The sequence below is a fragment of the Bradyrhizobium guangdongense genome (genome assembly GCF_004114975.1).
GTDB classification, from domain to species: Bacteria; Pseudomonadota; Alphaproteobacteria; order Rhizobiales; family Xanthobacteraceae; genus Bradyrhizobium; species Bradyrhizobium guangdongense.
On sequence record NZ_CP030051.1, the window covers coordinates 7,342,129 to 7,362,961 of the forward strand.

A 20,833-nucleotide genomic window follows, 5' to 3' on the forward strand; every position below is an offset into this window, starting at 1 on the left:
CCCATCTGTCTTTAAAAGGTCGGGCCGGTCGCCGGGTACGATGGGCACGACGGGCCGATCCCGCAATGCCTGCCAGCATTACATCGCGTTTCTTAGTAAACGATGACTCAGATTGTCTGGAATTACGGCATCTTCCAGAACCCTAACGCGATCGCCGAAATTCGGGCCATGCAAACAACCGCACCTTAACTGTTCGTTCGAAATTGCGGTTCGTTTACCCTCTATTTCATCGACGAATTTGAATTAAATCCGTAGCCTCGTCTCACAAGCAAAGATGGCCGGAGGATCGCTGACGCGCATCGCGAATGATGCCGACGATCTTGAACGGCAAACCGGAGGCGGACGAGTATGAACGTGCGTGAAGCAGTCCTCACTGTCGACGAAACACCGACGAGCCTGCTCGAGCAGGGCCCTTCCCTCATCGAGCGTACCGCCCGAACCGCCAGCGTGGCTGCGGCCGATGCCGATGGCGTCGATCGCGATGCCCGCTTCCCGCACAAGGCCTTCGAGACCGCGCGTGAGCAGAAGCTGCTCGGCGTCATGATCCCGGTCGAGTTCGGCGGCTTTGGCGCCTCGATCTACGACGTCACCGACATCTGCTACACGCTCGGGCGCGCCTGCGCCTCGACGGCCATGATCTACGCGATGCACCAGACCAAGGTCGCCTGCATCATCAGGCACGGCCACGGCATTCCCTGGATGGAAACCATGATGCGCCGGGTCGCCCGCGACCAATGGCTGCTCGCCTCCTCCACCACCGAAGGCCAGAACGGCGGCAACATCCGCGCCAGCGCCGCAGCCGTCGACCACGCCGGCGACACCATCTCGCTGCTGCGCGACGCCACGGTGATCTCCTACGGCGCCGAAGCCGATGGCCTCGTCACCATCGCCCGCCGCGCCACCGAGGCCGCGGCCTCTGACCAGGTGCTCCTTGCGCTCGCCAAGGACGATTATTCGCTGAAGCAGACCCTGGGCTGGGAAACGCTCGGCATGCGCGGCACCTGCTCGACCGGTTTCGAGCTCAGGGTCGACTGTCCGGCTGACCGCGTCTTCCCGGAATCCTATGACAAGATCCACGCCCAGACCATGACGCCCTTCGCGCATCTGTGCTGGTCATCGGCCTGGGCCGGCATCGCCGCCGCAGCGGTGACGCGCGCGCAGGCCTTCATCCGCAAGGCTGCACGCTCTTCCGGTGGACAGATGCCGCCGGCCGCCGCGCATTTCACCGCCGCGAAGATGTCGCTGGCGAAACTTCGCGCGCTGATCTCAGCCAATCTCGACGCCTTCGCCCATGCTGAACATGACGAGCGCGCGCTCGGCTCGCTGGACTTCCAGTCCTCGATCACGCTGTTGAAGGTGCAGGCCTCCGAGCTCGCGGTCGAGACCGTGATGCATGCGATGCGCACTGCGGGCCTGTCCGGCTATCGCAACGACGGCGAGTTCACCATGGGCCGCCACCTGCGCGACGTGTTGTCGTCGCCGATCATGATCAACAACGATCGTATTCTGGCCAATGCCGCCACGTCGACGCTGATGAGCGGTGTGCCGGCGAGCCTTCGTGACTAAACCAACAAAAAGCAAATTTGAGATAGCAGGACATCGACCATGAACATTGCCGTCCTCCCGGATTCGCCCGAGACTGCCCCGCAAATCGCCGATCCGCTCGATCATCTCGCCGACAAACTATTCCACCGCATGGGCTCGGACGGCGTCTACGCCCGCACCGCGCTGTATGAAGGTGTGGTGGAGAAGCTCGCCGCGCTGATCACCAGCCATCGCGAATCCGGCACGGAAGCGCTGCGCTTCCCGCCGGTGATGAGCCGGGCCCAGCTGGAAAAGTCCGGCTACCTCAAGAGCTTTCCGAACCTGCTCGGCTGCGTCTGCGGGCTGCACGGCACCGAACGCGAGATCAACGCCGCGGTGAGCCGCTTCGATGCCGGCGGCGACTGGACCACGTCGCTGTCGCCGGCCGACCTCGTGTTGTCGCCCGCGGCCTGCTATCCCGTCTATCCGATCGCGGCGAGCCGCGGGCCCTTGCCGAAGGGCGGCCTGCGCTTCGACGTCGCCGCCGACTGCTTCCGCCGCGAGCCGTCGAAGCATCTCGATCGCCTGCAATCGTTCCGGATGCGCGAATATGTCTGCATCGGCACGCCCGACGACGTCGCCGATTTCCGCGAGCGCTGGATGGTGCGCGCGCAGGCGATCGCCCGCGATCTCGGCCTGACCTTCCGGGTCGATTATGCCAGCGATCCCTTCTTCGGCCGCGTCGGCCAGATGAAGGCGGTGAGCCAGAAACAGCAGCAGCTCAAGTTCGAGCTCCTGATCCCGCTGCGCTCCGAAGAGCAGCCGACCGCCTGCATGAGCTTCAACTATCACCGCGAGCATTTCGGCACGACCTGGGGCATCCAGGACGCCAATGGCGAGCCTGCTCACACTGGCTGCGTTGCCTTCGGCATGGATCGGCTGGCGGTCGCGATGTTCCACACCCACGGCACCGATCTCTCCGCCTGGCCCGCCAAGGTGCGGGACATCATGGGCATGCCGCCGCACGTAGCGACTGAGGCCCACGGCGAAGGCTGGCGCTAGAGCGTGATCCGGAAAGCGTGAAGCTATTTTCCGGATCGATCATGCTGAAACGATAGACTTCAAGAGGCCGACCATTTCCACGGGCAAGACGAGCGTGATCCACACCAAGGTCCGATGTCGCGAGATCACCGAGTCCGATGTTGACGCCATCGCGGACTTGCTGACGCGCGGCTTCGTCGGCCGATCGCGCAATTACTGGATCCAGGGCCTGCGCCGGCAGGCCTTCCGGCCCGTGCCGGAGGGCTATCCGCGTTTCGGCTATATGCTCGACAATGACGGCGAACCGGTCGGCGTGCTGCTGCTGATCTACACCACACGCAAGGATGGGGAGGAGATCGCCATCCAGTGCAATCTGTCGAGCTGGTATGTCGAGCCGGCCTACCGCAACTACGCGCCGCTGCTGACCAAGATCGCGCAACGGCACAAGCACGTCACCTATCTCAACATCAGCCCGGCGGTATGGACCTGGCCGATCATCGAGACGCAGGGCTTTCGCGCCTATTGCCGCGGCCTGTTCTTTTCGGTGCCGGCACTGTCCCGCGCGCCGCGCTGGAGCAAGATCGAAGTCATTTCTCCGCACGCCAAGCAGATCGAGGGCCTGTCCGAGGCCGAGACCGAGTTGCTGACGCGGCACGCACGCTACAATTGCCTCAGCCTGGTGTGCCGCACGCCGAAAGGCGTCTTCCCCTTCATCCTGCAACCGGTGCGCATCCGCCGCGGTTTCATCGCGCCGCCGGCGATGCAGCTGATCTACTGCCGCAGCGCCGCCGAATACGCCGCCTGCGCCGGCCGCATCGGCCGGCTGCTGCTGCGTCTCGGCAAGATCTCGGTGATCGTCGATTCCAACGAACCCATCCCCGGCCTTGTCGGTATTTATACCGAGCGACGCGGGCGCAAATATTTCAAGGGCCCGCACCGTCCACGACTGGCTGATCTCACCGATACGGAACTCGTGCTGTACGGGCCATAGGCGTTCGGCTTCGCTATCGCTTTGCGGTCACGCTGTTTGCACGCTCGCTCTGCATCGCCAGTCACTCTCCGTAAACTACGGCGCTTAAGGGAATTTTCCCGCCTCTTCGCTACGCTCAGCGGCTGAATTACGTTGCGTTAAGTCTATTGCGCCGAGATCCCGCTGATCCCATGACGTCGACCCGCAACAACGAGCTCGGTGCATGCCACGACCAAGGCCGGCAGGCCCTGCTGTCGCTGAGCCAGCTGGCGCTCGATGGCATGGAACAGGGCGTTTGTGTCTACGACGCCGACAACCGGATCGTGCTGGTCAACACGCGCTACCTGACGCTGTTCGACATGTCGGCCGATATCGTCCGGCTCGGGACGAGCTATCGCGAGGTGCTCGCCCATAGCATGGCGCGCGGGAATATCCCCCGGAGCGAGCTCGATGCGCTCTATGCTTCGCGGATCGCGTTGATCGCGGCCGGCAAGCCGTTCCAGACGCGGCAGACGCTCGCAAGCGGTCTCGTCATCACGCTGGAACTGAAGCCGCTTCCCGACGGCGGCTGGATGACGATCTGCGACGACGTCAGCCGTCTCGCCCGCCTCGAAGCCGAGCTGCAACTGCAGACGGAGCGCAGCCAGCACGCGCTCGCCCACATGTCGCACGGCCTCATCATGTATGACGCCGAGGATCGTGTGGTCGTCTGCAACGAGCGCTTCCTGCAACTCTACGATCTCGACCCCGCCGTTTTGAAGCCAGGTATCGCGCATTGCGCGGCGATCGATCATTGGCTGTCGCGCGGCAACCGGGCAGAGATGTCCGGGGACGAGTTCCGCGATATCAGGACCAACGACATCAGGACAAGAAGCCCGAAGACCATTCTCGTGACGTGCCATGACGGCCGGAAAGTGCAGGCCGTATCGCGCTTCATGCCCGACGGCGGCTGGGTCACGGTGCATGAGGATGTCACCGAGCGGCTGCAGCGCGAAGAGATGCTGAAGCAACAGAACCTGATGCTGGATGCCGCGCTCGAAAACATGGCACATGGCCTCGCTTTCTACGACAGCGACATGCGCCTGCGCATCTGCAATTCCACCTATCAGAAGATCTACCGGCTGTCTCCGGAGGAGAGCAAGCCCGGCACGCATCTCTCCGAGCTGATCGAGCGCTCCATGGCGAACGGCGCCTTCGCCTCCGAATACAGCCCGCAGCAGATCCTCAAGGCGGCCCGGGTCCGGATCGAGAACAACGATACCTCCCCCATGCGCCGGCGCATGAGCAACGACACGGTGATCTCGGTGCGCTATTGCGCACTGGCCGAGGGTGGCTTCGTCGCCACCTATGAAGACATCACCGAGCGCGAGCGCGCGGTCGAGGAACTGAGCGAGCAGTATCGCCGCTTCGACGCGGCGCTGAACAACATGAGCCAGGGCCTGTGCATGCTCGACACGAGCCTGCACGTGATCGTCTGCAATCGCCGCTACATCGAGATGTACGGCCTGTCACCCGATGTCGTGAAGCCCGGCGTCTCGATGCGCGAGATCATGGAGCACAGCTGCTCGCTCGGCATCCACCCGAACACGACCGGCGCCAAGCTCTATGCCGACTATGTCGAGCGGCTGCGCGAGGGCGAGCACACGCTGCACCGCCATTTGAGCGACGGCCGCATCATCAAGCTCAACCACAAGCGCATGGAGCATGGCGGCTGGGTCGTCACCTATGAGGACGTGACCGAGCGGCACAAGGCGCAGGCGCGCGTGGCTCACATGGCGCGACACGACTCTCTTACCGACCTGCCCAACCGCACACTGTTCCGCGAGAAGATGGGCGAGGGGCTGAACCAGGTCGCGATCGCCGGCGGCGCCATGGCCGTGCTGTGCTTCGACCTCGACAATTTCAAAACCGTCAACGACCGGCTCGGCCATGCCGCCGGCGACCGGCTGCTGCGCTGGGTCGCGGCGCGGTTGAGGGAGAACGTCGGCGAGCACGACACCGTCGCCCGCCTCGGCGGCGACGAGTTCGCCGTGCTCCAGCGTGGACCACAACCGCAATCGGCGGAAAAGCTCGCGCGGCGCCTGGTCGAGATCATCGGGCATCCCCCGCCGCTGGAAAGCCAGTCCATTCACGTCGGCGTCTCCGTCGGCATCGCCATCGCGCCCGATCACGGCCTCGATGCCGACGAGCTGATGAAATGCGCCGACCTTGCGCTATACCGGGCCAAGGCCAAGGGGCGCGGCGCCTATCAGCTGTTCGAGCCGGAGATGGAAGAAGAGGCGCGCAGCCGGCACGCGCTCGAGCAGGATCTGCGCGGCGCGCTGGAATCCAACCAGTTCCATCTGGTGTTCCAGCCGCAGGTGCGGCTCGACAGCACCGAACTCACCGGCTTCGAGGCGCTGCTGCGCTGGAGACATCCCACGCGCGGCTTCGTCTCGCCGGCCGAGTTCATTCCGATCGCCGAAGAGAACGGGCTGATCGTTCCGATCGGCGAATGGGTGTTGCGCACCGCCTGCGCCACGGCCGGCTCATGGCCTGAGGTTACGGTCGCGGTGAACCTGTCGCCGGTCCAGTTCCGCTCGCGCGGACTGGTCGCGATGGTCACGAGCGCGCTGGCCGAGGCCGGCCTGCCGGCGCAGCGGCTCGAGCTCGAAGTCACCGAGACGGCGCTGCTCGACGACAGCGAAGCGACCATCGGGATCCTGCACCAGCTCCGCGCCCTCGGCGTGCGCGTCAGCTTGGATGATTTCGGCGTCGGCTATTCCTCGCTGAGCTATTTGCGCAAGTTTCCGTTCGACCGCATCAAGATCGACCGCTCCTTCGTCGGCACGCTCGGCGAAAGCCCGGAGAGCGTCGCCATCGTCCGCACCATCGCGAGCCTCGGCTCGGTGCTCGGCGTCGAGACCACGGCGGAAGGCGTCGAGACATCGGAGCAGCTCGACTTCGTGCGTGAATGCGGCTGCACGGCCGTACAGGGGTACTATTTCGGCAAGCCCTGCCCGGCGGCCGAGGTGGGACTTACCATCGCGACGCTGAACGCGGTTCGCCGCGTGGCGTGAGCGCCCTGCTCGCGGATCGCCGCGAAAACAACCCCATGCACAGTAGAAGGGGCGTTGATTTCAAAGGAGAATTTTCGTGGGCCCGCTTCGCTTTGCCCATCCTGCCCGTATCTCAGCTTGCGGCCGGCAGTGCGCTATCCGGCGGCGGGCACCACGGGCGGTCGGCTGACGCCAGCCCGATCAGGCGGCCCTGGATGTAATCGCAGCCCCAGTCGCGCAGCATGGTGGCGGCCTCCTCGTCCTGCACCCATTCGGCGACGGTCTTGATGTCGAGGCGGCGGGCGAGATCGATCAAGGTCTGCACAAAGGCGCGATCATCGGCGGAGTGGGTGATGTTCTGCACGAAGGCGCCATCGATCTTGACGATGTCCACGCCGAGCTTGCGCAAATTGCGGAACGAGGTGTAGCCGGCGCCGAAATCGTCGATGGCAATGCGGCTGCCGAAATTCTTGAGACGGCTGACGAAAGCGCGGACGTCGTCGATGTCCTGGATCGCGACCGTCTCGGTGATTTCCACGATCAGCCGTTCGGCGACGCCGGGATGGGCGCGCATCAGCGATTCGATTCCGGCCCACCAGTCCGGGTCCATCGTGGTGTCAGGCGAGATGTTGAGGCTGAGCCGAATGTTCGGCGCGGCTGCGAGCTCGGCGACCACCAGTTCGAGCACACGGTGATCGACGAGGCGGATGAGGCCGAGCCGCTCGGCGACCGGCACGATGTCGGGCGCGAGCAACACCTGGCCATCGCCCTGGTCCATCCGCACCAGACATTCGTGGAAGGCCCCCTCGCGCGTGGCAGCCGACACCACCGGCTCGTAAGCAAGCCTGATGCGGCGTTCGTTGAGCGCCGTGACGATCTCGTCGGTGACGCGGATGTTGACCCGGCGCTGGGCGTCGCGCTCGGCGTTCGGTCGCCACGCCGCGAACGAACCGGCGCGGCGGCGCTTGGCGGCATCCAGCGTCTCATGGGCGCGGTTGATCGCCTCGTCGGTATTGCGGGCATAGCGCGGCAGGCTGACGGCGCCGATCGAGACGGTGACGGACACCGGACCGGATTTGGTCGGCACCACCTCGTTGCGGATGCCGGTGAGAAAGCGCTCGGCGGCGACGTTCATGTCGTCGACGGTGCAGTTCTTCAGGATCAGTCCGAACTTGTTGCCGGAGAAACGGCCGAGCACGTCGCCACCGCGCAGCCGCGCGCGAATGCGCCTGGCGACGTCGAGGATCACCGCGTCGGCAACGTCGAAACCGAAGGCGTCGTTGACGCGGGCGAGATGATCGATCCCGACCAGCATGAAGGCCGCGGTCGAGCGGAAGCGGCTCGTCTCCTCGATCGCTTCGGCCAGCGCCGCGATCAGATGAGAGCGGTTGAGCTCGCCGGTCAGAGGATCGAGCCGGGCCAGCTTCGTCAGTTCCTCGTCGCGGGCATGCCGCTCGTTGTTGATGCGGACCGATCCGATCGCCCGCAACGGGCGGCCGTCGGGGCCAGCGAACCAGCGGCCGGTCTCTTCAATCCAGACCACGGGATCGGAGGCGCTCATGCGCACACCATATTCGACCCGGTAGGGCGTGCCGTCGGCGCCGTGCACGGCCGAGGTCTGCGCCAGCGCCGCGCTCCGTAGCATCTGCGCGGGCTCGATCAGCTTGGCGAACTCGGCACCGCTCGCAAGCCGCTCTGCGGGAATGCCGGGGAAGATGGCGCCGGCCTGCTCGCCCCAGACGATGGCGTCGCTGACGAGATCCCAGACGAACACGGCTTGGCCGAGGGCAGCCAGGATTTCGGAGGCTTGCGGCAATGCTGGGGTCAAAAGCGCCTCGTTTCGGGACAGCGGGGAGTCCTGAGCTGGCACAGGATACGGCCAGATTCGCCTCCGACCCTAGGCAAAGTTCATAAACAATTTGGAAACCACGTTCCCAAGGCGTTCAGGAACGGGTTAGTCTCGGCCGGCATAGGCCTTGCGAGACCATCTCATGCACCGGCGCCGACGTCCCAAAACGCGCCAGTTCAAGCGGATCAGCGGTGTTGTGATGGTGAATGCGGATCAGATCGAACAGACGACGCAGGAAGCGGGCACCGCGCTGGTCCCGCTCACGCCAGTCTTGCAGTGGGTCCGCAAGGTGCCAATGACGCGCCCCGATCCGAGCTTCGTCACCCAGCTGATCGCCAATGCCGAGCACCTGCCGCAGGCAGGCCGACTGCGCCGTGGCTCGTCCGAGGACGCGCGCATGGCCTATAGCGGCAAGCGGCCACTGCCCAGCGTCGCTACGAGGACGCGGCAGGTGGCGTAAGGCAGCTCTAGTTTTTTGAAGCGCGACCGCGCCCTCAACCTCTCCCCGCTCGCGGGGAGACGTCGGATCGCTCTTGCGATCCGGGTGAGGGGGTACAGGTTTCTCGACCATCTCGCGTGTGGAGAGAGGCCCCTCAACCCAACCCTCTCCCCGTAAGAACGGGGCGAGGGAGCGCACCGCCGCTGCCGTAAAATCACCGCGGCTCTTCGGGTGAGGGCGGCGTGCCGTTGCCCGGCTGCAAATGCGGCGAGGGAATTTCCGGCGATGGCGCGACACCCGGCTTCGGCGCGGGATGATCCATCAACACGGATTCGGCAACCGATTGCGCCGAGGGCGTCGGCGGCTCAGGCTGCGGTGCGGGCTCGGGATATTTCGGCTCGAACGTGGTCACTGGCGTCGGCGGCTCGGCCTGCCGCTTCGTCTTGCGTGGCGACACCACGGCCTCGGCCGCAACATAGGTGATGCGGCGGCGTGCGCGTTGGGCGATGCCGCCGAGAAAATCGGCCATCGCGAGCAGCACCAACAGGAAGTAGGTGGAGTTGCCGAATTTGGGCCACATCACGAATTCGGCCGCGGCCGCGCCGAAGATGACCAGCGACAGCAGATGATCCATCAGGAATTTCGCACCGGGCCGCGCGCCCTTGACCACTTCGAGCAGCAGCAACAGCACGCCGAGCGCGAGCAGAAGATCGGCTAACGTGACCGGCCAGGTCTCGCCCGTGATCATCGGCACCCTGAACAGCACGTCCGTGAAGGACACGGTGGGCATCAGGAAGGCGATGATGTTGTACACCGCGAGCGGAATCAGAAGCAGCGGGAAACCGACCATCGGCAAAGCGCCTTCTTGATCAAGATGTTCGGGCAGGACAATGCGGCGGCGAAGCTTTTGCTCCGCCGCCGCCATTGTCATATCTCACGGGTTGGCCGAAATCAGGCAGGTGCAACCAACCTGCCCCAGGAAAAGTCCTGACTTCAGGACTCTTTCTTCTTCAGGACCTGGCGGCCCTTGTACATGCCGGTCTTCAGGTCGAGATGATGCGGACGACGGAGCTCACCGGAGTCCTTGTCTTCCACATAAGTCGGCTTCTTGATGGCGTCTGCCGAGCGGCGCATGCCACGGCGCGACGGCGAGGTTTTTCTTCTCGGAACGGCCATTTCAGTATCCTCTAGGGATTGGTGTTCATCCGGGCATCGTCCGCGGGAGGACGGCTCAGCACCCGCAATACGGGGCGAGCTGAATGCCGATCAAGGCCGGGCTTATAGAGGAAGGCTGGCCGTAAAGCTAGGGTTCTGGCACGGAAAAAGCGCCCGAAAAGGGCTCGAAATCAGCGATTTTCCCGCCAGCAGGTCAAAAGCGAGGCGGCCTGCCCCCTCGCCACATAGGTCCCGGCCAGCCGCCGGACACCCGGGCCCGGGGTCCTGGCGCTGCGTTTGACCGGATTCGGCAGGATGGAGGCCAGCAGGGCCGATTCCCGGGGCGAGAGGTCCTCTGCCGACTTGCCGAAAGCATAGGCGCTCCCCGCCTCCGCCCCAAATTGGCCCTGCGGACCGAGCTCGGCGATGTTGAGGTAAATTTCCAGGATCCGCTGCTTGGGCAGGACAAAATCGATCCACAGCGCCAGCGGAAACTCCAGCGCCTTGCGGATGAAATCCCGCCCCTGCCAGAGGAACAGGTTCTTCGCCACCTGCTGGGTGATGGTGGAGGCGCCGCGGAAGGCGGTGCCGTCCTCCCGGGCATCGTCGATGGCCTCGCGCAGCGCGCCCCAGTCGATACCGTGATGCTTGCAGAAATGGGCGTCCTCGGCCGCCACCACCGAGCGCGGAAGATAAGGCGACATATCAGCCAGATCGATCCATTCCCGGTGCATCGGCGCGCCCGTCAGCGAGCGCCACGCCATCAGCGTCGAAACCGGATGACCGGTCCGGTAGAACGGCGCGACCACATAGGGCGCGAGAACCACAAGCGCGAGCGCTGCAAGCAGGACTTTAACGATGCGCAAATCGACCTTTCCGGCGCGAAATGTACGTGGCCGCGGCCCCCGCCATTAAGTCTGTGATAATTCGGGCCTTTTCCAGCACTTTTTGGGCGTTCCAAACGATTGACTGGAACGGGCGCATAAAGGATTGTCCCGCCGAATTTTAGTTCTGGAGCCTTTCTTGATGACCGGCACGTCACCGTCCGATTTCGCCAAGCGTCTGGACAAGACCGCTGATGACACCGAGGCCTTGCTCGGGCGCTTGTTGTCGGACGACATCCTGCACGATGAGATCGCCCGCCCCAAGCGACTGATGGACGCAATGCGCTACTCGAGCCTGAACGGCGGCAAGCGTCTGCGGCCGTTCCTGGTGGTCGAGAGCGCCGCCGTGTTCGGTGTTCCCCGTGACGCCGCGCTGCTCGTGGGCGCCGCGCTCGAATGCATCCACTGCTATTCGTTGATTCATGACGATCTGCCTGCGATGGACAATTCGGACCTGCGCCGCGGCCGCCCCACCCTGCACAAGCAGACCGACGACGCCACCGCGATCCTCGCCGGTGACGGCCTGCTGACTCTCGCCTTCGACATCATCACCCGCGACGAGGTCCATCGCGACGCCAATGTGCGGCTCTTGCTGACGCGCGCGCTGGCGCGCTGTGCCGGCATCGGTGGCATGGTCGGCGGCCAGATCCTGGATCTCGCCGGCGAAGGCCGCTTTGGCGGCAACGAGCCGATCGATGTCGCGCGCATTCAGCAGATGAAGACCGGCGCCCTGCTGCGCTACGGCTGCATTGCCGGCGCGCTGCTCGGCCAGGCCTCGAGTGCGGAGTATCAGGCGCTCGACGATTACGGCCGCGCGCTCGGCGAAGCTTTCCAGATCGCCGACGACCTGCTCGACGTCGAAGGCGATGCGGCCGCGCTCGGCAAGCCGGCCGGCGCCGATGCCGTGCTCGGCAAGACCACCTTCGTCACCCAGCTCGGCATCGAAGGCGCCAAGCAGCGCGTGCGCGATCTACTGGCGCGCGCCGACAGCGCGGTGTCGATCTTCGGCGAACGCGCCGCCGTGCTGCAGGCCGCGGCGCGGTTTGTAGCTGAGCGGAAGAACTGACAGCTACGGGCTCCCCACCTCTCCCGCTTGCGGGAGAGGTCGCGCCGAAGGCGCGGGCGAGGGTTCTCTCCTCTGAGGGAGTGTCCCACCGCGGAGACACCCTCTCCCCTACCCTCCCCCGCAAGCGGGGGAGGGAGCTCACCTGCGATGCCGCTCAGGCCTCACCGGACGATCCGAATGGAAAAAGAAGATCCCGTCCTCGTCCGCTTCCGCCAGATGTCGCGGCCGATGCGGCTGATCTATTCGCGACCGCGGACCTTCATCTCGCTCGCCGTCGGCATCCTCGTCTGCCTGCTCGTTCCCGGCTCGCACCGGCTGGTGACGCGACTGTTGTTCGGCTGGGATGCGCTGATCGCAGTCTACCTCGTGCTGGTCTACACGATGATGCTCTGCAACGATCACCAGCACATCCGCCGTGGCGCCGCGATGCAGGACGACGGCCGCTTCGTGATCCTGCTGGTGACGGCGACCGGCGCGTTTGCGAGCATCGCGGCCATCGTCTCGGAGCTCGGCACCCACCGCGGCACCGCGGAGCTGACCATCGCCATCACCACCATCGCGCTGTCCTGGGCGGCCGTGCACACGACCTTCGCGCTGCATTACGCCCATGACTATTACCGCCCGCCGCTCGGCGGGTTGCAGTTCCCGAGCGGCGACAAGGAAGATCACGCCGACTATTGGGACTTCGTCTATTTCTCGTTCGTGATCGGCATGACCGCGCAGGTCTCCGACGTCGGCATCACCGACAAGACGATCCGCCGCACGGCCACCGCGCACGGCATCGTGTCCTTCATCTACAACACGGCCCTGCTGGCACTGACGGTGAACATCGCGGCGAGCGCGATCGCCACTTAAGTCCCTCTCCGGTGTCGTCCTGGCGAAAGCCAGGACGACATTAAGTCCTAATGACACACCTCGACGTTGGCATCGTTGCCGGGGCCGCCGCCGCCGCGGTATTCGAGATGGCAGCCGCGGTTGACCGGGCGACAGCCGGTGCTGTTGCTGCAGTACATCTGGCCGCCGCCACCCGAGGCGCGGCCGGCGCCAGCAGCAGCGGCGATGCCGGCAGCGGCACCAATACCTCCAGAGGCTGCCTCACCGCGACGCTGCCGTGCGGGACGGTCCTCGCTGTCGTCGCGCCTGGCGGTGGCGGGCTTGGCCGCTTTCGCCGGCTTGGCGGCACGTTGCTTTTCGCACTCGTTGTCGCTGTTCAGCACATAGCCGTCGCCGCAGACGATCCTGGTGCATTTGTCGCCATCGGCCTTGAAGCCGTGGTCGCAGACCAGCGGACAGACGCGTGACTGTTTGGACTTGACCACGTCGAGCGCATCCGTGCTCGCCATCTTCACGTCGAGCCTGGTGCCGGCATAGCGGTTGAACTGCGACAGCGACCGCTGCGAGGACGTATTCCAATTGCCGTCAGGCTGACCTGAAAAGCAGCCGACGCGGCCGAGCTCGGTCTGCACCGAGCGGTTGAGATCGGCCGGCGTGGTGGCCGGGGTCAGCGCGGCGACATTGGTGCCGGCGGGGCTCGCGGTGCTGGCCGGCACAGCGCTCGGCGCTGCTGCGGCGAGATTGACACGCTGCTGCTCGGCGGCGGCGGCCTGCTGCTGCGCCTGCTCCTTGGCCTTCTGCGCGGCAAGCTGGGCCTGCTCGGCCGCCTTGGCATCGGCCGCGGCCTTGGCCTGCGCATCCCGCTGCGCGCCGAGCGCGGCGAGACGGTCGCGCTCGGCCTCGGCCTGTTTCGCCTTCTCGATCGCGGCGGCATGAACCTGCTCGGCCTGGATCTTATCGAGCTGGAGCTTGGCAAGGTTGGCATAGAAACCGTCAGGATGCTGGGCCAGGAAGGCTTCCCACGCCGGCTTATTGCCGACCTGGAGCGCGAGCTCGTAATCGCGCCGCATGTCGGCTTGCGGATTGCTCGCGGGTGCGGCGGCCGCTGCGGCCGCGGGTGCGGCCCTGACCGGCACCAGCGGCACGTCTTCGCCGCCGAGCGATCCATAGACGAACGGCTCCTGCTTGTTGCCGGTCGACTTCAGCACGTCGTCGCGCACGAAGCCGAAGGCGCGGCGGACGTCGAGGCCGGGCGTCGTCAGATGCTTCGACAACGCGAGAGTGAAGGGGCTGTTGGCGCCGTCGCCATCCTGCGCCGTGAAGCCTGCCTTGGCCGAATAAGCGATCAGCGTGTTGGTGCTGGTCGGCTCGACCTGAGCCAGACCGCGGCCGATGCCGCGCGAGGCGAGCGTGCGCTTCATGGTCCTGCCGAACGGATTGTCGCGGCAGGCGTCGAGGATCACCAGGCGAAGCTGCTTCGCCGGCTCGACCGCGACCAGAACGCGATCGAGCGAGAGCGCCTCGTCATAGACGTCGGTGTCGCGCTCGAGCTTGGCATCGACCGGGATCAGGTAGTTGGAGCCTTCGACCTCGATGCCGTGGCCGGCATAATAGACCACGGCGATGTCGGCATCGCGGGTGGCATCGGCGAAATCGCGCAGCACGCGTCGCGTATCGAGCGCAGTCAGGTCGTGGCGGGACTCGACGACGTCGAAGCCGGCATCCTTCAACGTCTTCGCCATCACCGCACCGTCGTTGACGGGATTGGCGAGCGAAGGCGCGTGCTGGTAGGCCGAGTTCGCCAGCACCAGCGCGACGCGTTTTCCGGCGAAGGCCGGCGCGGCGCCCGATATCAGCGCGAGACCAAGGAGCAACGGAAAAAGCCTGAACAAATTGCGCATGACACGACTTCCAACGTTCGGGGCAGTTCACACCCTCAAGGCCAGCCTTAGCAAGATCCGCCGCTTGCGCTTGTGATGGAGATCACGAAGCCGGCGGGCCCCCCTTTCGTTAGTCGCGCCAGTGCGTTGGCGGTTCGCCGCCAAACGCGCGAGGGCAGGTTCCCTAGGCATCCCCCACATGCCCTCGATACTGAGGCAGGTCGTCCGTGATCTCATGCCATGGCGCCTTGGAGCCGACGAAGATATGAGCGGACGGGCGGATCGAGGGGGCATCGACCAGGGTTCCCATGGCGATATGGACCCATTTTCCTTCACGGACGCGGGAATACAGCAGCGAGCCGCAGCGGCCGCAGTGCGCATCATGGGTAGTGTCGTCCCCGTAAATGGTCCGCTGGTCCTCGCCCCTGACCAGGCGGAGCTGGCTGTGCTCGATCCCGGCGAACGGCTTGAAGGCGGAACCGGTGGTGCGGCGACAGTTCGAGCAGTGGCAGTTCAGCGCGTAGGAAAATGCGTCGGCCACCTCGTAGCGGACCGCGCGGCAGCAGCATTCGCCGGCAAGGATGCGGGCGTCCTGATGTCGTGAACCCGTCATGATGGCACCTTCGTGCAAATGGCAGAACACAGCCATAGCGCAATTCGACCTGTACGACTAAGTTTGCGGTGCGCCATCATGCAAAAGGATGACCCATGAGCTCAAATCGGTCGAGCGTCGAAGCCGTCGTGCAAACCTATTTCGACGGACTTTACGAGGGTGACGCGGACAAGCTCGGCGCCGTCTTCCACCCCACAGCCGATCTGCGCTGGGTGGAAAAGGGCGAGCTGAAGATCCTGACCGTGCCGGACTGGCTCGCCTGGGTGCGCAAGCGCCCCTCCGCCAAGGCGGAAGGCAAGCCGCGCGAGGATTTCATCGTCACCATCGACCGCTCCGACGACAAGACCGCCTTCATCAAGGTCAAATGCCAGCTGCCGCCGCGGTTCTTCACGGATTACCTCGTGGCGATGAAGCTCGCCGACGGTTGGCAGATCGTGTCGAAATCGTACAGGTATGACCTGAAGGAGTGAGGACGTCTCTCAGTCGACCTTCCACGGCCCAAAATCTGACGTGCTCGTCCCCCATTTTCCGTGATTTCGAGCCCAACTCTCGCCACGCGTCATTGCGAGGAGCTCTTGCGACGAAGCAATCCAGACTGTCTCCGTTGAGGGATTCTGGATTGCTTCGCTGCGCTCGCAATGACGGGGCGGATAGTACATGCCCTCCCCACTTCCCCTGAAAGTCCCCCATGCATCTCGACCGCCGCTCCCTGCTCGCTTCGCTGTGCTTTATGGCCACTGCTCCCGCGCTCGCCGCGGACACACCGCCTGAACTCGACTCCTACGAGCGCGAGAGCGGCGGAAAGATCGGGGTCTATGCGGAGAATCTGACGACCGCCAAGAAACTGGCCTGGCGGGCCGACGAGCGCTTCGTGATGTGCTCGACATTCAAGGCTTCGCTGGCGGCCTGCGTACTGGCGCGGGTCGATCGCGGTGAGGACAAGCTGGCGGCGATGATTTCCTACGACAAGGGCGACTTGCTCGAATACGCGCCCGTCGCGAAACAGAACCTCACGACCGGTGCGATGTCGGTCGCCGAGATGTGCAAGGCGATCGTCGAACTCAGCGACAACACCTGCGCCAATTTGCTGCTCGCCCGGGTCGGCGGTCCGGCCGCGCTCACCAAGTTCTGGCGCTCGATCGGCGACACGACCACGCGGCTCGACCACAACGAGCCCGAGCTCAATCGCTCGCCGCCAGGCAATCCCCATGACACCACCACGCCGGCGGCGATGGCCGGCAATCTGAAGCGGCTGGTGATCGGCGAGGTGCTGTCGCCGGCCTCAAGGGCCCAGCTCACCGCATGGATGGTCGACTGCAAGACCGGCGCGAACCGGCTGCGCGGTGGCCTGCCGGCCAGTTGGAAGATCGGCGACAAGACCGGCAACAACGGCAAGGACGCGTCGGGCGATATCGCAGTCGCCTGGCCAAAGCCCGACACGCCGATCCTGATTGCGGTCTACACGCAGGGCGGCACGCCAAGCCCGGCGCAGCTCGAAGCAGTGTTCGCGCGCATCGGACGCATGGTGGCCGAACGACTGGCGTAAGCCGCGCTGCATTGACCTGCCGGCCGCTTCCGGGCCAAGACAGGTCATGATCGCAGCGAAATTCCAGACCTTCCTCATCCTGCTCGCGGTGCTGGCAGGCACAGCACTGGTCGCCCGCCGCTTCAACATGGCGCCGGCCATTTTGCTGATGCTTTCGGGGGTCGGCCTCGCCTTCGTGCCCGGCATGCCGTCGGTGGAACTGCCGCCGGAACTGGTGCTGCTGATGGTGCTGCCGCCGCTGATCTACTCGGCGAGCGTCGCCATGAGCTGGCGCGAGTTCAGGAACAATTTGCGCCCGATCGTGCTGCTCGCGGTCGGCGCGGTGATCTTCACCGCGGCGATGGTGGCGACGGCCACCCATTACGTGATCGGCCTGCCCTGGAGCATCGGCTTCCTGCTGGGCGCCATCGTCGCGCCGCCCGACGTGGTGGCGCCGCTCGCGATCGCGCGGCGGCTGAACATGCCGCGGCGGCTCGTGGTCATCCTCGAAGGCGAAGGGCTCGCCAACGATGCCACCGCGCTGATCCTCTACCGCTTCGCGCTCGCCGCGATCATGGTCGGCCACTTCTCCCTGCCCTTGGCAACAGGCGAATTTTCTCTCATCGTGGCCGGCGAGATCGCCTTCGGCATCGGTGTCGGCTGGCTCTCGCTGCGTTTCCGCAAATGGTCCGGGGATCCGCAGGTCGAGCTGACGCTGTCGCTGATCACGCCCTACGTCTCCTACTGGCTGCCCGAGCATGTCGGCGGCTCCGGCGTGATCGCCACCGTCGCCTGCGGCCTTTATGTCAGCTGGAACGGACCGCTGCTGATCTCGGCGTCGACGCGCCTGCAAGGCATCTTCTTCTGGGACCTCATCATCTATCTGATCGAGGGCTTGCTGTTCCTGCTCACCGGCTTCCAGATGCGCGCGCTCTACGAGAAATCGAAGGCGTTTCCGCTCGACGACATCATGATCGCGACCGCCGTGGTCATGGTCATCATCGTTCTGGCACGCTTCGCCTGGCTCTACCCCGCGACCTATCTGCCTCGGATGCTCAGCAAATCGCTGCGCAGGCGCGATCCGTCGCCGCCCTGGCAATGGCCGTTTGCGCTCGCCTTCACCGGCGTGCGCGGCGCAGTATCGCTGGCGGCCGCGCTGGCGCTGCCGTTCACGCTGCCTGATGGCGCGGCATTCCCGTATCGCGACCTGATCCTTTTCGTCGCCTTCGGCGTCATCTTCATCACGTTGATCGGCGTCGGCCTGACGCTGCCGCCGGTGGTGCGCTGGCTCGGCATCGCGGAAGCCGGCCACAGCGAGCATGTTGCCGAGCACGCGGCCGAGATCGCGGCACGGCGCCAGGCGCTCGATGCCGCGTTGAAATCGCTGGATGCGCTGAGCGCGGAGAAGGAAGTCTCCGAGGAGGTGATGCGGCTCCTGCGCGCCCGGCACGAGATCCGCGTCAATCAGCTGCCCGACTCGCTCGATCCTGCCCACCACGACGTCTCCGCCGCCGGCACCGCGCTGACCCGCGAGCTGATCGTCGCGGAGCGCAAATTCATCCACGACCTCCTGCGCGACGGGCAGATCACCGACGAGACGCGGCGAAGAATCGAGCGCGACCTCGATCTGGAGGAGGCGAGCCTGGCGAACCGGGAATATCAGCGGGCGCCGCTGTAGCTTTTTTCGTCATTGAAGCAGCCGCGTAAACTAGCGCTTTTCGCAATAGGCCCGCATCGCGGTCGTCACGGCCGACGCGATCAGTTCCTGCCGCTCCGGCGAGTTCATGGCCATCTCCTCGTCGCGGTTGATGATGGAGCCGGCCTCGAGCAGGACCGCGGCGCTGCGGGTCTGCGACAGCACGACCAGCCCGTCGTAGCGGTAGACGCCGACGTCCTTGTCGAGCAGCGGATGCCGGTAACGCCCCATCAGCGGCAGCGTGTATTGGCTCGCATAGTGCAGCCCGTCTGCCTTCAGCTCCTTGCCCAGCAGGCGGGCAAAAGACAGACTGTCGGTGAAATGCGGATTGCGCTCCGACACGAACAGCGAATGGCCGCTGAAGCGGTCGCTGAACCAGCTCCTGGCGCCATCGAACTCCCACTCCTCGAGCATCTTGTCCGGCACGGAATCATGGTGGATCGACAGGACAAGATCGGCATGTGCGGCGTTGGCGGTCCCGACACGCTTGAGCAGGCTCGCTTTCGCCTTGCCGTCAGTCACGAGCACACGGGTCGCGGCAAAGCCCGCCGATTTCAAGTGCGTTCCGATCCGCCGCGTCAAATTCAGGTTGAAGCCGAATTCGACGTCGTTGCGGGCGCTGGTCGCGCCTTGCGATTCCGAGGTGTGTCCGACATCGAGGACGATCTTGAAATTGCGGGGATCGCAGGCGGTCGGAGCGGCCGGCTTCGCCCTTGCCTTCATCCCCTGCCGCGCCGGTGCGGCACGCCCCACCGCGGCGAACGGGAGCGCGACGAGGCCCAGCACAATCGCCGCGACGATGCCCCGCGCCGGTGACACGCGCTACTCCGCGGCCGCGATTCTGGGACGGCCGACGAAACCCGCGACGTCGCCGAAGCGCTCCAGCATCACTGCGGGCAGGTCCTTGGTCTTGCTGGTGACGCAGGCACCGGAGCGCACCGCGTAGCGATCCTGATGCGCGGCCTGCGGCGGCGGCTCGCCCTGTTGCAACCCCCGCGCCAGCTCCATCACGGTTTTGCGGAAATGCATGATGCCGAGATCGGTCGGGCCGAGATGCTCACGGGTGCGATCGGCGATCGGGCCCTGGCTGTCCTGCACGGCGGCATCCTGCTCGGAAACGCCCTTGATGCCGGTGTAGCTCCTGGTCTTCTGCAGCTTGCGATCGATCAAATAGTCGTTGCCCTTGTGACGCAGCGGCACGTAGTGATCGTCGACCTCCGCGATGACGCCGTTGCCGCGGTCATAGGCCTCGCGCTCTGCTTGCGTCAGCGGACGCTCCGGATTCCAGGCGTAAGTATAGATCCAGCAGGTGGTGTCGGTGACGGGCACGAAGGTCTGGCCGAAGATGTTCTCGCCCGGCATCGCGCTCGGCGCATAGGCGTGGAACGGCATCAGGAACTGGGCGATGCGCCAGTAGATGTTGTCTCCGCCGGTGAGCCGGCCGCCGGCGATGGTCAGTCCCGCCTCGTGCGGACTGACCTTGATCACGGGGCGGGGATCCTCGGCGATCCAGCGCATGTGGTCGTTGTTCATGCGCGCGATCGGATTCACGAAATGCTTCTTGATATCGAGGATCTCGTTCTCCTCCTTGTCGAAGGAGAGATGGGCGAAGGTGAAATGCGCGGTGTCGATGGAGCCTTCCAGCGCCTGCACCCAATTGCAGTCCTGCCATTTCTTGCTGACGTAGCGGTGCGAGGCCGGCAGCAATGCCATTTCGAGATCGGGCAGCTCGGGCATCGCGTCCGCCGGACCCATATAGGCCCAGATCATCTCGCCCCATTCGCGCACCGGATAGGATTTGATGCGGATGAGATCCTTGGCGTTGAGATCGGGATAGGAGGTCGGCATGTCGACGCAAGCGCCGTCGGTGTCGAATTTCCAGCCGTGATAGACGCAGCGGATGCCGCATTCCTCGTTTCGTCCGAGCCAGAGATTGGCGCCGCGATGCGGGCAGTATTGGTCGATGACGCCGACCACGCCTCTGCTGTCGCGGAAGGCGAGCAGCTCCTCGCCGAGCACGGTGATCTTCTTCGGCTCGCCGTCGGGCTCGGGGAGCTCTTCGGACAGCAGGACGGGAATCCAGAAGCGGCGCAACAGCTCGCCCATGCCCGTTCCGGGGCCGGACTCGGTCAGAAACGTGTTGTCCTCGGCGCGGAGCATGGACGGTCCTCCGGGGCCTCGTTGTGTTTTTTGGTAAGGTTGACGCAAGGCCCGGACGAGGTCAACGCGGACGGGCGGGGGTTGCCCGATGGATTTAGGTTCCCGCCTTCCCGCACTGCCAAGGGCGTCGCAACACGCTGAAATTGAAAAAGGTTTCGC

The 20,833-nt window shown here is 65.0% G+C and carries 18 protein-coding genes; 10 read left to right on the plus strand and 8 right to left on the minus strand.

The annotated features are described in order from the left end of the window. Nucleotides 1-348 precede the first annotated feature (348 nt). The 4 genes from X265_RS35125 (at nucleotide 349) to X265_RS35140 (ending at nucleotide 6,594) form a co-directional block, all read left to right on the plus strand. Nucleotides 349-1,566 (plus strand): acyl-CoA dehydrogenase family protein, encoded by a 1,218-nt coding sequence (locus X265_RS35125; protein WP_128968991.1) that lies wholly within the window; start codon nucleotides 349-351, stop codon nucleotides 1,564-1,566. 39 nt (nucleotides 1,567-1,605) lie between these two features. Then, entirely contained in the window at nucleotides 1,606-2,586 is a 981-nt protein-coding gene (locus X265_RS35130) for an amino acid--[acyl-carrier-protein] ligase (RefSeq protein ID WP_128968992.1), read from the plus strand. Between the two features lie 94 nt (nucleotides 2,587-2,680). After that, nucleotides 2,681-3,556 carry an acyl-CoA acyltransferase gene (locus tag X265_RS35135; protein ID WP_128968993.1) on the plus strand — a complete coding sequence of 292 codons (876 nt, stop codon included), beginning with the start codon at nucleotides 2,681-2,683 and terminating at the stop codon, nucleotides 3,554-3,556. A 170-nt stretch (nucleotides 3,557-3,726) separates the two neighbouring features. Then, a complete protein-coding gene (locus X265_RS35140) occupies nucleotides 3,727-6,594 on the plus strand; it encodes a PAS-domain containing protein (protein ID WP_128968994.1) in 2,868 nt (955 codons plus the stop codon). 112 nt (nucleotides 6,595-6,706) lie between these two features. Here X265_RS35140 and X265_RS35145 read toward each other — a convergent pair whose 3' ends face one another. Continuing rightward, on the minus strand, nucleotides 6,707-8,401 hold the full coding sequence (locus X265_RS35145) for a putative bifunctional diguanylate cyclase/phosphodiesterase (protein WP_164938949.1): 1,695 nt from the start codon (nucleotides 8,399-8,401) through the stop codon (nucleotides 6,707-6,709). 220 nt (nucleotides 8,402-8,621) lie between these two features. On the opposite strand from X265_RS35145, the gene X265_RS35150 reads away from it, so the two are divergent. Further along, complete coding sequence (locus tag X265_RS35150; RefSeq protein ID WP_128969522.1) at nucleotides 8,622-8,882, plus strand: hypothetical protein; 261 nt, start codon at nucleotides 8,622-8,624, stop codon at nucleotides 8,880-8,882. Between the two features lie 193 nt (nucleotides 8,883-9,075). Here the strand turns inward: X265_RS35150 and X265_RS35155 are convergent, their stop codons facing one another. From X265_RS35155 to mtgA, 3 genes are all read right to left on the minus strand, one after another. Beyond that, nucleotides 9,076-9,711 (minus strand): hypothetical protein, encoded by a 636-nt coding sequence (locus X265_RS35155; protein WP_164938950.1) that lies wholly within the window; start codon nucleotides 9,709-9,711, stop codon nucleotides 9,076-9,078. 143 nt (nucleotides 9,712-9,854) lie between these two features. Next, nucleotides 9,855-10,037 (minus strand): 50S ribosomal protein L32, encoded by a 183-nt coding sequence (rpmF, locus tag X265_RS35160; RefSeq protein WP_007598106.1) that lies wholly within the window; start codon nucleotides 10,035-10,037, stop codon nucleotides 9,855-9,857. Nucleotides 10,038-10,207: 170 nt separating this feature from the next. Beyond that, the gene (gene mtgA / locus X265_RS35165) at nucleotides 10,208-10,882 is read right to left on the minus strand and encodes a monofunctional biosynthetic peptidoglycan transglycosylase (RefSeq protein WP_128968997.1); all 675 of its coding nucleotides are present in this window, start codon (nucleotides 10,880-10,882) and stop codon (nucleotides 10,208-10,210) included. Between the two features lie 160 nt (nucleotides 10,883-11,042). Between mtgA and X265_RS35170 the strand changes: the two genes are divergently transcribed. Together X265_RS35170 and X265_RS35175 are read left to right on the plus strand one after the other, a co-directional pair. Then, nucleotides 11,043-11,966 (plus strand): polyprenyl synthetase family protein, encoded by a 924-nt coding sequence (locus tag X265_RS35170; RefSeq protein WP_128968998.1) that lies wholly within the window; start codon nucleotides 11,043-11,045, stop codon nucleotides 11,964-11,966. Nucleotides 11,967-12,143: 177 nt separating this feature from the next. Next, the gene (locus X265_RS35175) at nucleotides 12,144-12,821 is read left to right on the plus strand and encodes a DUF1345 domain-containing protein (RefSeq protein ID WP_128968999.1); all 678 of its coding nucleotides are present in this window, start codon (nucleotides 12,144-12,146) and stop codon (nucleotides 12,819-12,821) included. Nucleotides 12,822-12,868: 47 nt separating this feature from the next. On the opposite strand, the gene X265_RS35180 is transcribed toward X265_RS35175, so the two are convergent. Both X265_RS35180 and X265_RS35185 read right to left on the minus strand, forming a co-directional pair. Further along, nucleotides 12,869-14,701 (minus strand): caspase family protein, encoded by a 1,833-nt coding sequence (locus X265_RS35180; RefSeq protein WP_128969000.1) that lies wholly within the window; start codon nucleotides 14,699-14,701, stop codon nucleotides 12,869-12,871. 163 nt (nucleotides 14,702-14,864) lie between these two features. After that, entirely contained in the window at nucleotides 14,865-15,293 is a 429-nt protein-coding gene (locus X265_RS35185) for a GFA family protein (RefSeq protein ID WP_128969523.1), read from the minus strand. A gap of 95 nt (nucleotides 15,294-15,388) precedes the next feature. Between X265_RS35185 and X265_RS35190 the strand changes: the two genes are divergently transcribed. The 3 genes from X265_RS35190 to X265_RS35205 all read left to right on the plus strand — a co-directional run bounded on the left by X265_RS35190 (nucleotide 15,389) and on the right by X265_RS35205 (nucleotide 18,496). Then, nucleotides 15,389-15,763 (plus strand): nuclear transport factor 2 family protein, encoded by a 375-nt coding sequence (locus X265_RS35190; protein WP_128969001.1) that lies wholly within the window; start codon nucleotides 15,389-15,391, stop codon nucleotides 15,761-15,763. A 218-nt stretch (nucleotides 15,764-15,981) separates the two neighbouring features. Further along, complete coding sequence (gene bla, locus X265_RS35200) at nucleotides 15,982-16,839, plus strand: class A beta-lactamase (RefSeq protein ID WP_128969003.1); 858 nt, start codon at nucleotides 15,982-15,984, stop codon at nucleotides 16,837-16,839. 46 nt (nucleotides 16,840-16,885) lie between these two features. Further along, nucleotides 16,886-18,496, plus strand: a complete 1,611-nt coding sequence (locus X265_RS35205; RefSeq protein ID WP_128969004.1) for a Na+/H+ antiporter — start codon at nucleotides 16,886-16,888, stop codon at nucleotides 18,494-18,496. A 30-nt stretch (nucleotides 18,497-18,526) separates the two neighbouring features. Here the strand turns inward: X265_RS35205 and X265_RS35210 are convergent, their stop codons facing one another. Together X265_RS35210 and X265_RS35215 are read right to left on the minus strand one after the other, a co-directional pair. After that, nucleotides 18,527-19,333: an N-acetylmuramoyl-L-alanine amidase gene (locus X265_RS35210; RefSeq protein ID WP_244659400.1), complete on the minus strand. Its 807-nt coding sequence runs from the start codon at nucleotides 19,331-19,333 to the stop codon at nucleotides 18,527-18,529. A 3-nt stretch (nucleotides 19,334-19,336) separates the two neighbouring features. Beyond that, nucleotides 19,337-20,674: a Rieske 2Fe-2S domain-containing protein gene (locus X265_RS35215; protein WP_128969005.1), complete on the minus strand. Its 1,338-nt coding sequence runs from the start codon at nucleotides 20,672-20,674 to the stop codon at nucleotides 19,337-19,339. Nucleotides 20,675-20,833: the final 159 nt, after the last annotated feature.

What these genes read in the sequence shown, in the direction of transcription:
- X265_RS35125 (WP_128968991.1), top strand. Translation starts at nt 349, where the DNA reads ATGAACGTGCGTGAAGCAGTCCTCACTGTCGACGAAACACCGACGAGC.
- X265_RS35130 (WP_128968992.1), top strand. Translation starts at nt 1,606, where the DNA reads ATGAACATTGCCGTCCTCCCGGATTCGCCCGAGACTGCCCCGCAAATC.
- X265_RS35140 (WP_128968994.1), top strand. Translation starts at nt 3,727, where the DNA reads ATGACGTCGACCCGCAACAACGAGCTCGGTGCATGCCACGACCAAGGC.
- X265_RS35150 (WP_128969522.1), top strand. Translation starts at nt 8,622, where the DNA reads ATGGTGAATGCGGATCAGATCGAACAGACGACGCAGGAAGCGGGCACC.
- X265_RS35155 (WP_164938950.1), bottom strand. Translation starts at nt 9,711, where the DNA reads ATGGTCGGTTTCCCGCTGCTTCTGATTCCGCTCGCGGTGTACAACATC.
- rpmF (WP_007598106.1), bottom strand. Translation starts at nt 10,037, where the DNA reads ATGGCCGTTCCGAGAAGAAAAACCTCGCCGTCGCGCCGTGGCATGCGC.
- X265_RS35170 (WP_128968998.1), top strand. Translation starts at nt 11,043, where the DNA reads ATGACCGGCACGTCACCGTCCGATTTCGCCAAGCGTCTGGACAAGACC.
- X265_RS35175 (WP_128968999.1), top strand. Translation starts at nt 12,144, where the DNA reads ATGGAAAAAGAAGATCCCGTCCTCGTCCGCTTCCGCCAGATGTCGCGG.
- X265_RS35180 (WP_128969000.1), bottom strand. Translation starts at nt 14,701, where the DNA reads ATGCGCAATTTGTTCAGGCTTTTTCCGTTGCTCCTTGGTCTCGCGCTG.
- X265_RS35185 (WP_128969523.1), bottom strand. Translation starts at nt 15,293, where the DNA reads ATGACGGGTTCACGACATCAGGACGCCCGCATCCTTGCCGGCGAATGC.
- X265_RS35190 (WP_128969001.1), top strand. Translation starts at nt 15,389, where the DNA reads ATGAGCTCAAATCGGTCGAGCGTCGAAGCCGTCGTGCAAACCTATTTC.
- bla (WP_128969003.1), top strand. Translation starts at nt 15,982, where the DNA reads ATGCATCTCGACCGCCGCTCCCTGCTCGCTTCGCTGTGCTTTATGGCC.
- X265_RS35205 (WP_128969004.1), top strand. Translation starts at nt 16,886, where the DNA reads ATGATCGCAGCGAAATTCCAGACCTTCCTCATCCTGCTCGCGGTGCTG.
- X265_RS35215 (WP_128969005.1), bottom strand. Translation starts at nt 20,674, where the DNA reads ATGCTCCGCGCCGAGGACAACACGTTTCTGACCGAGTCCGGCCCCGGA.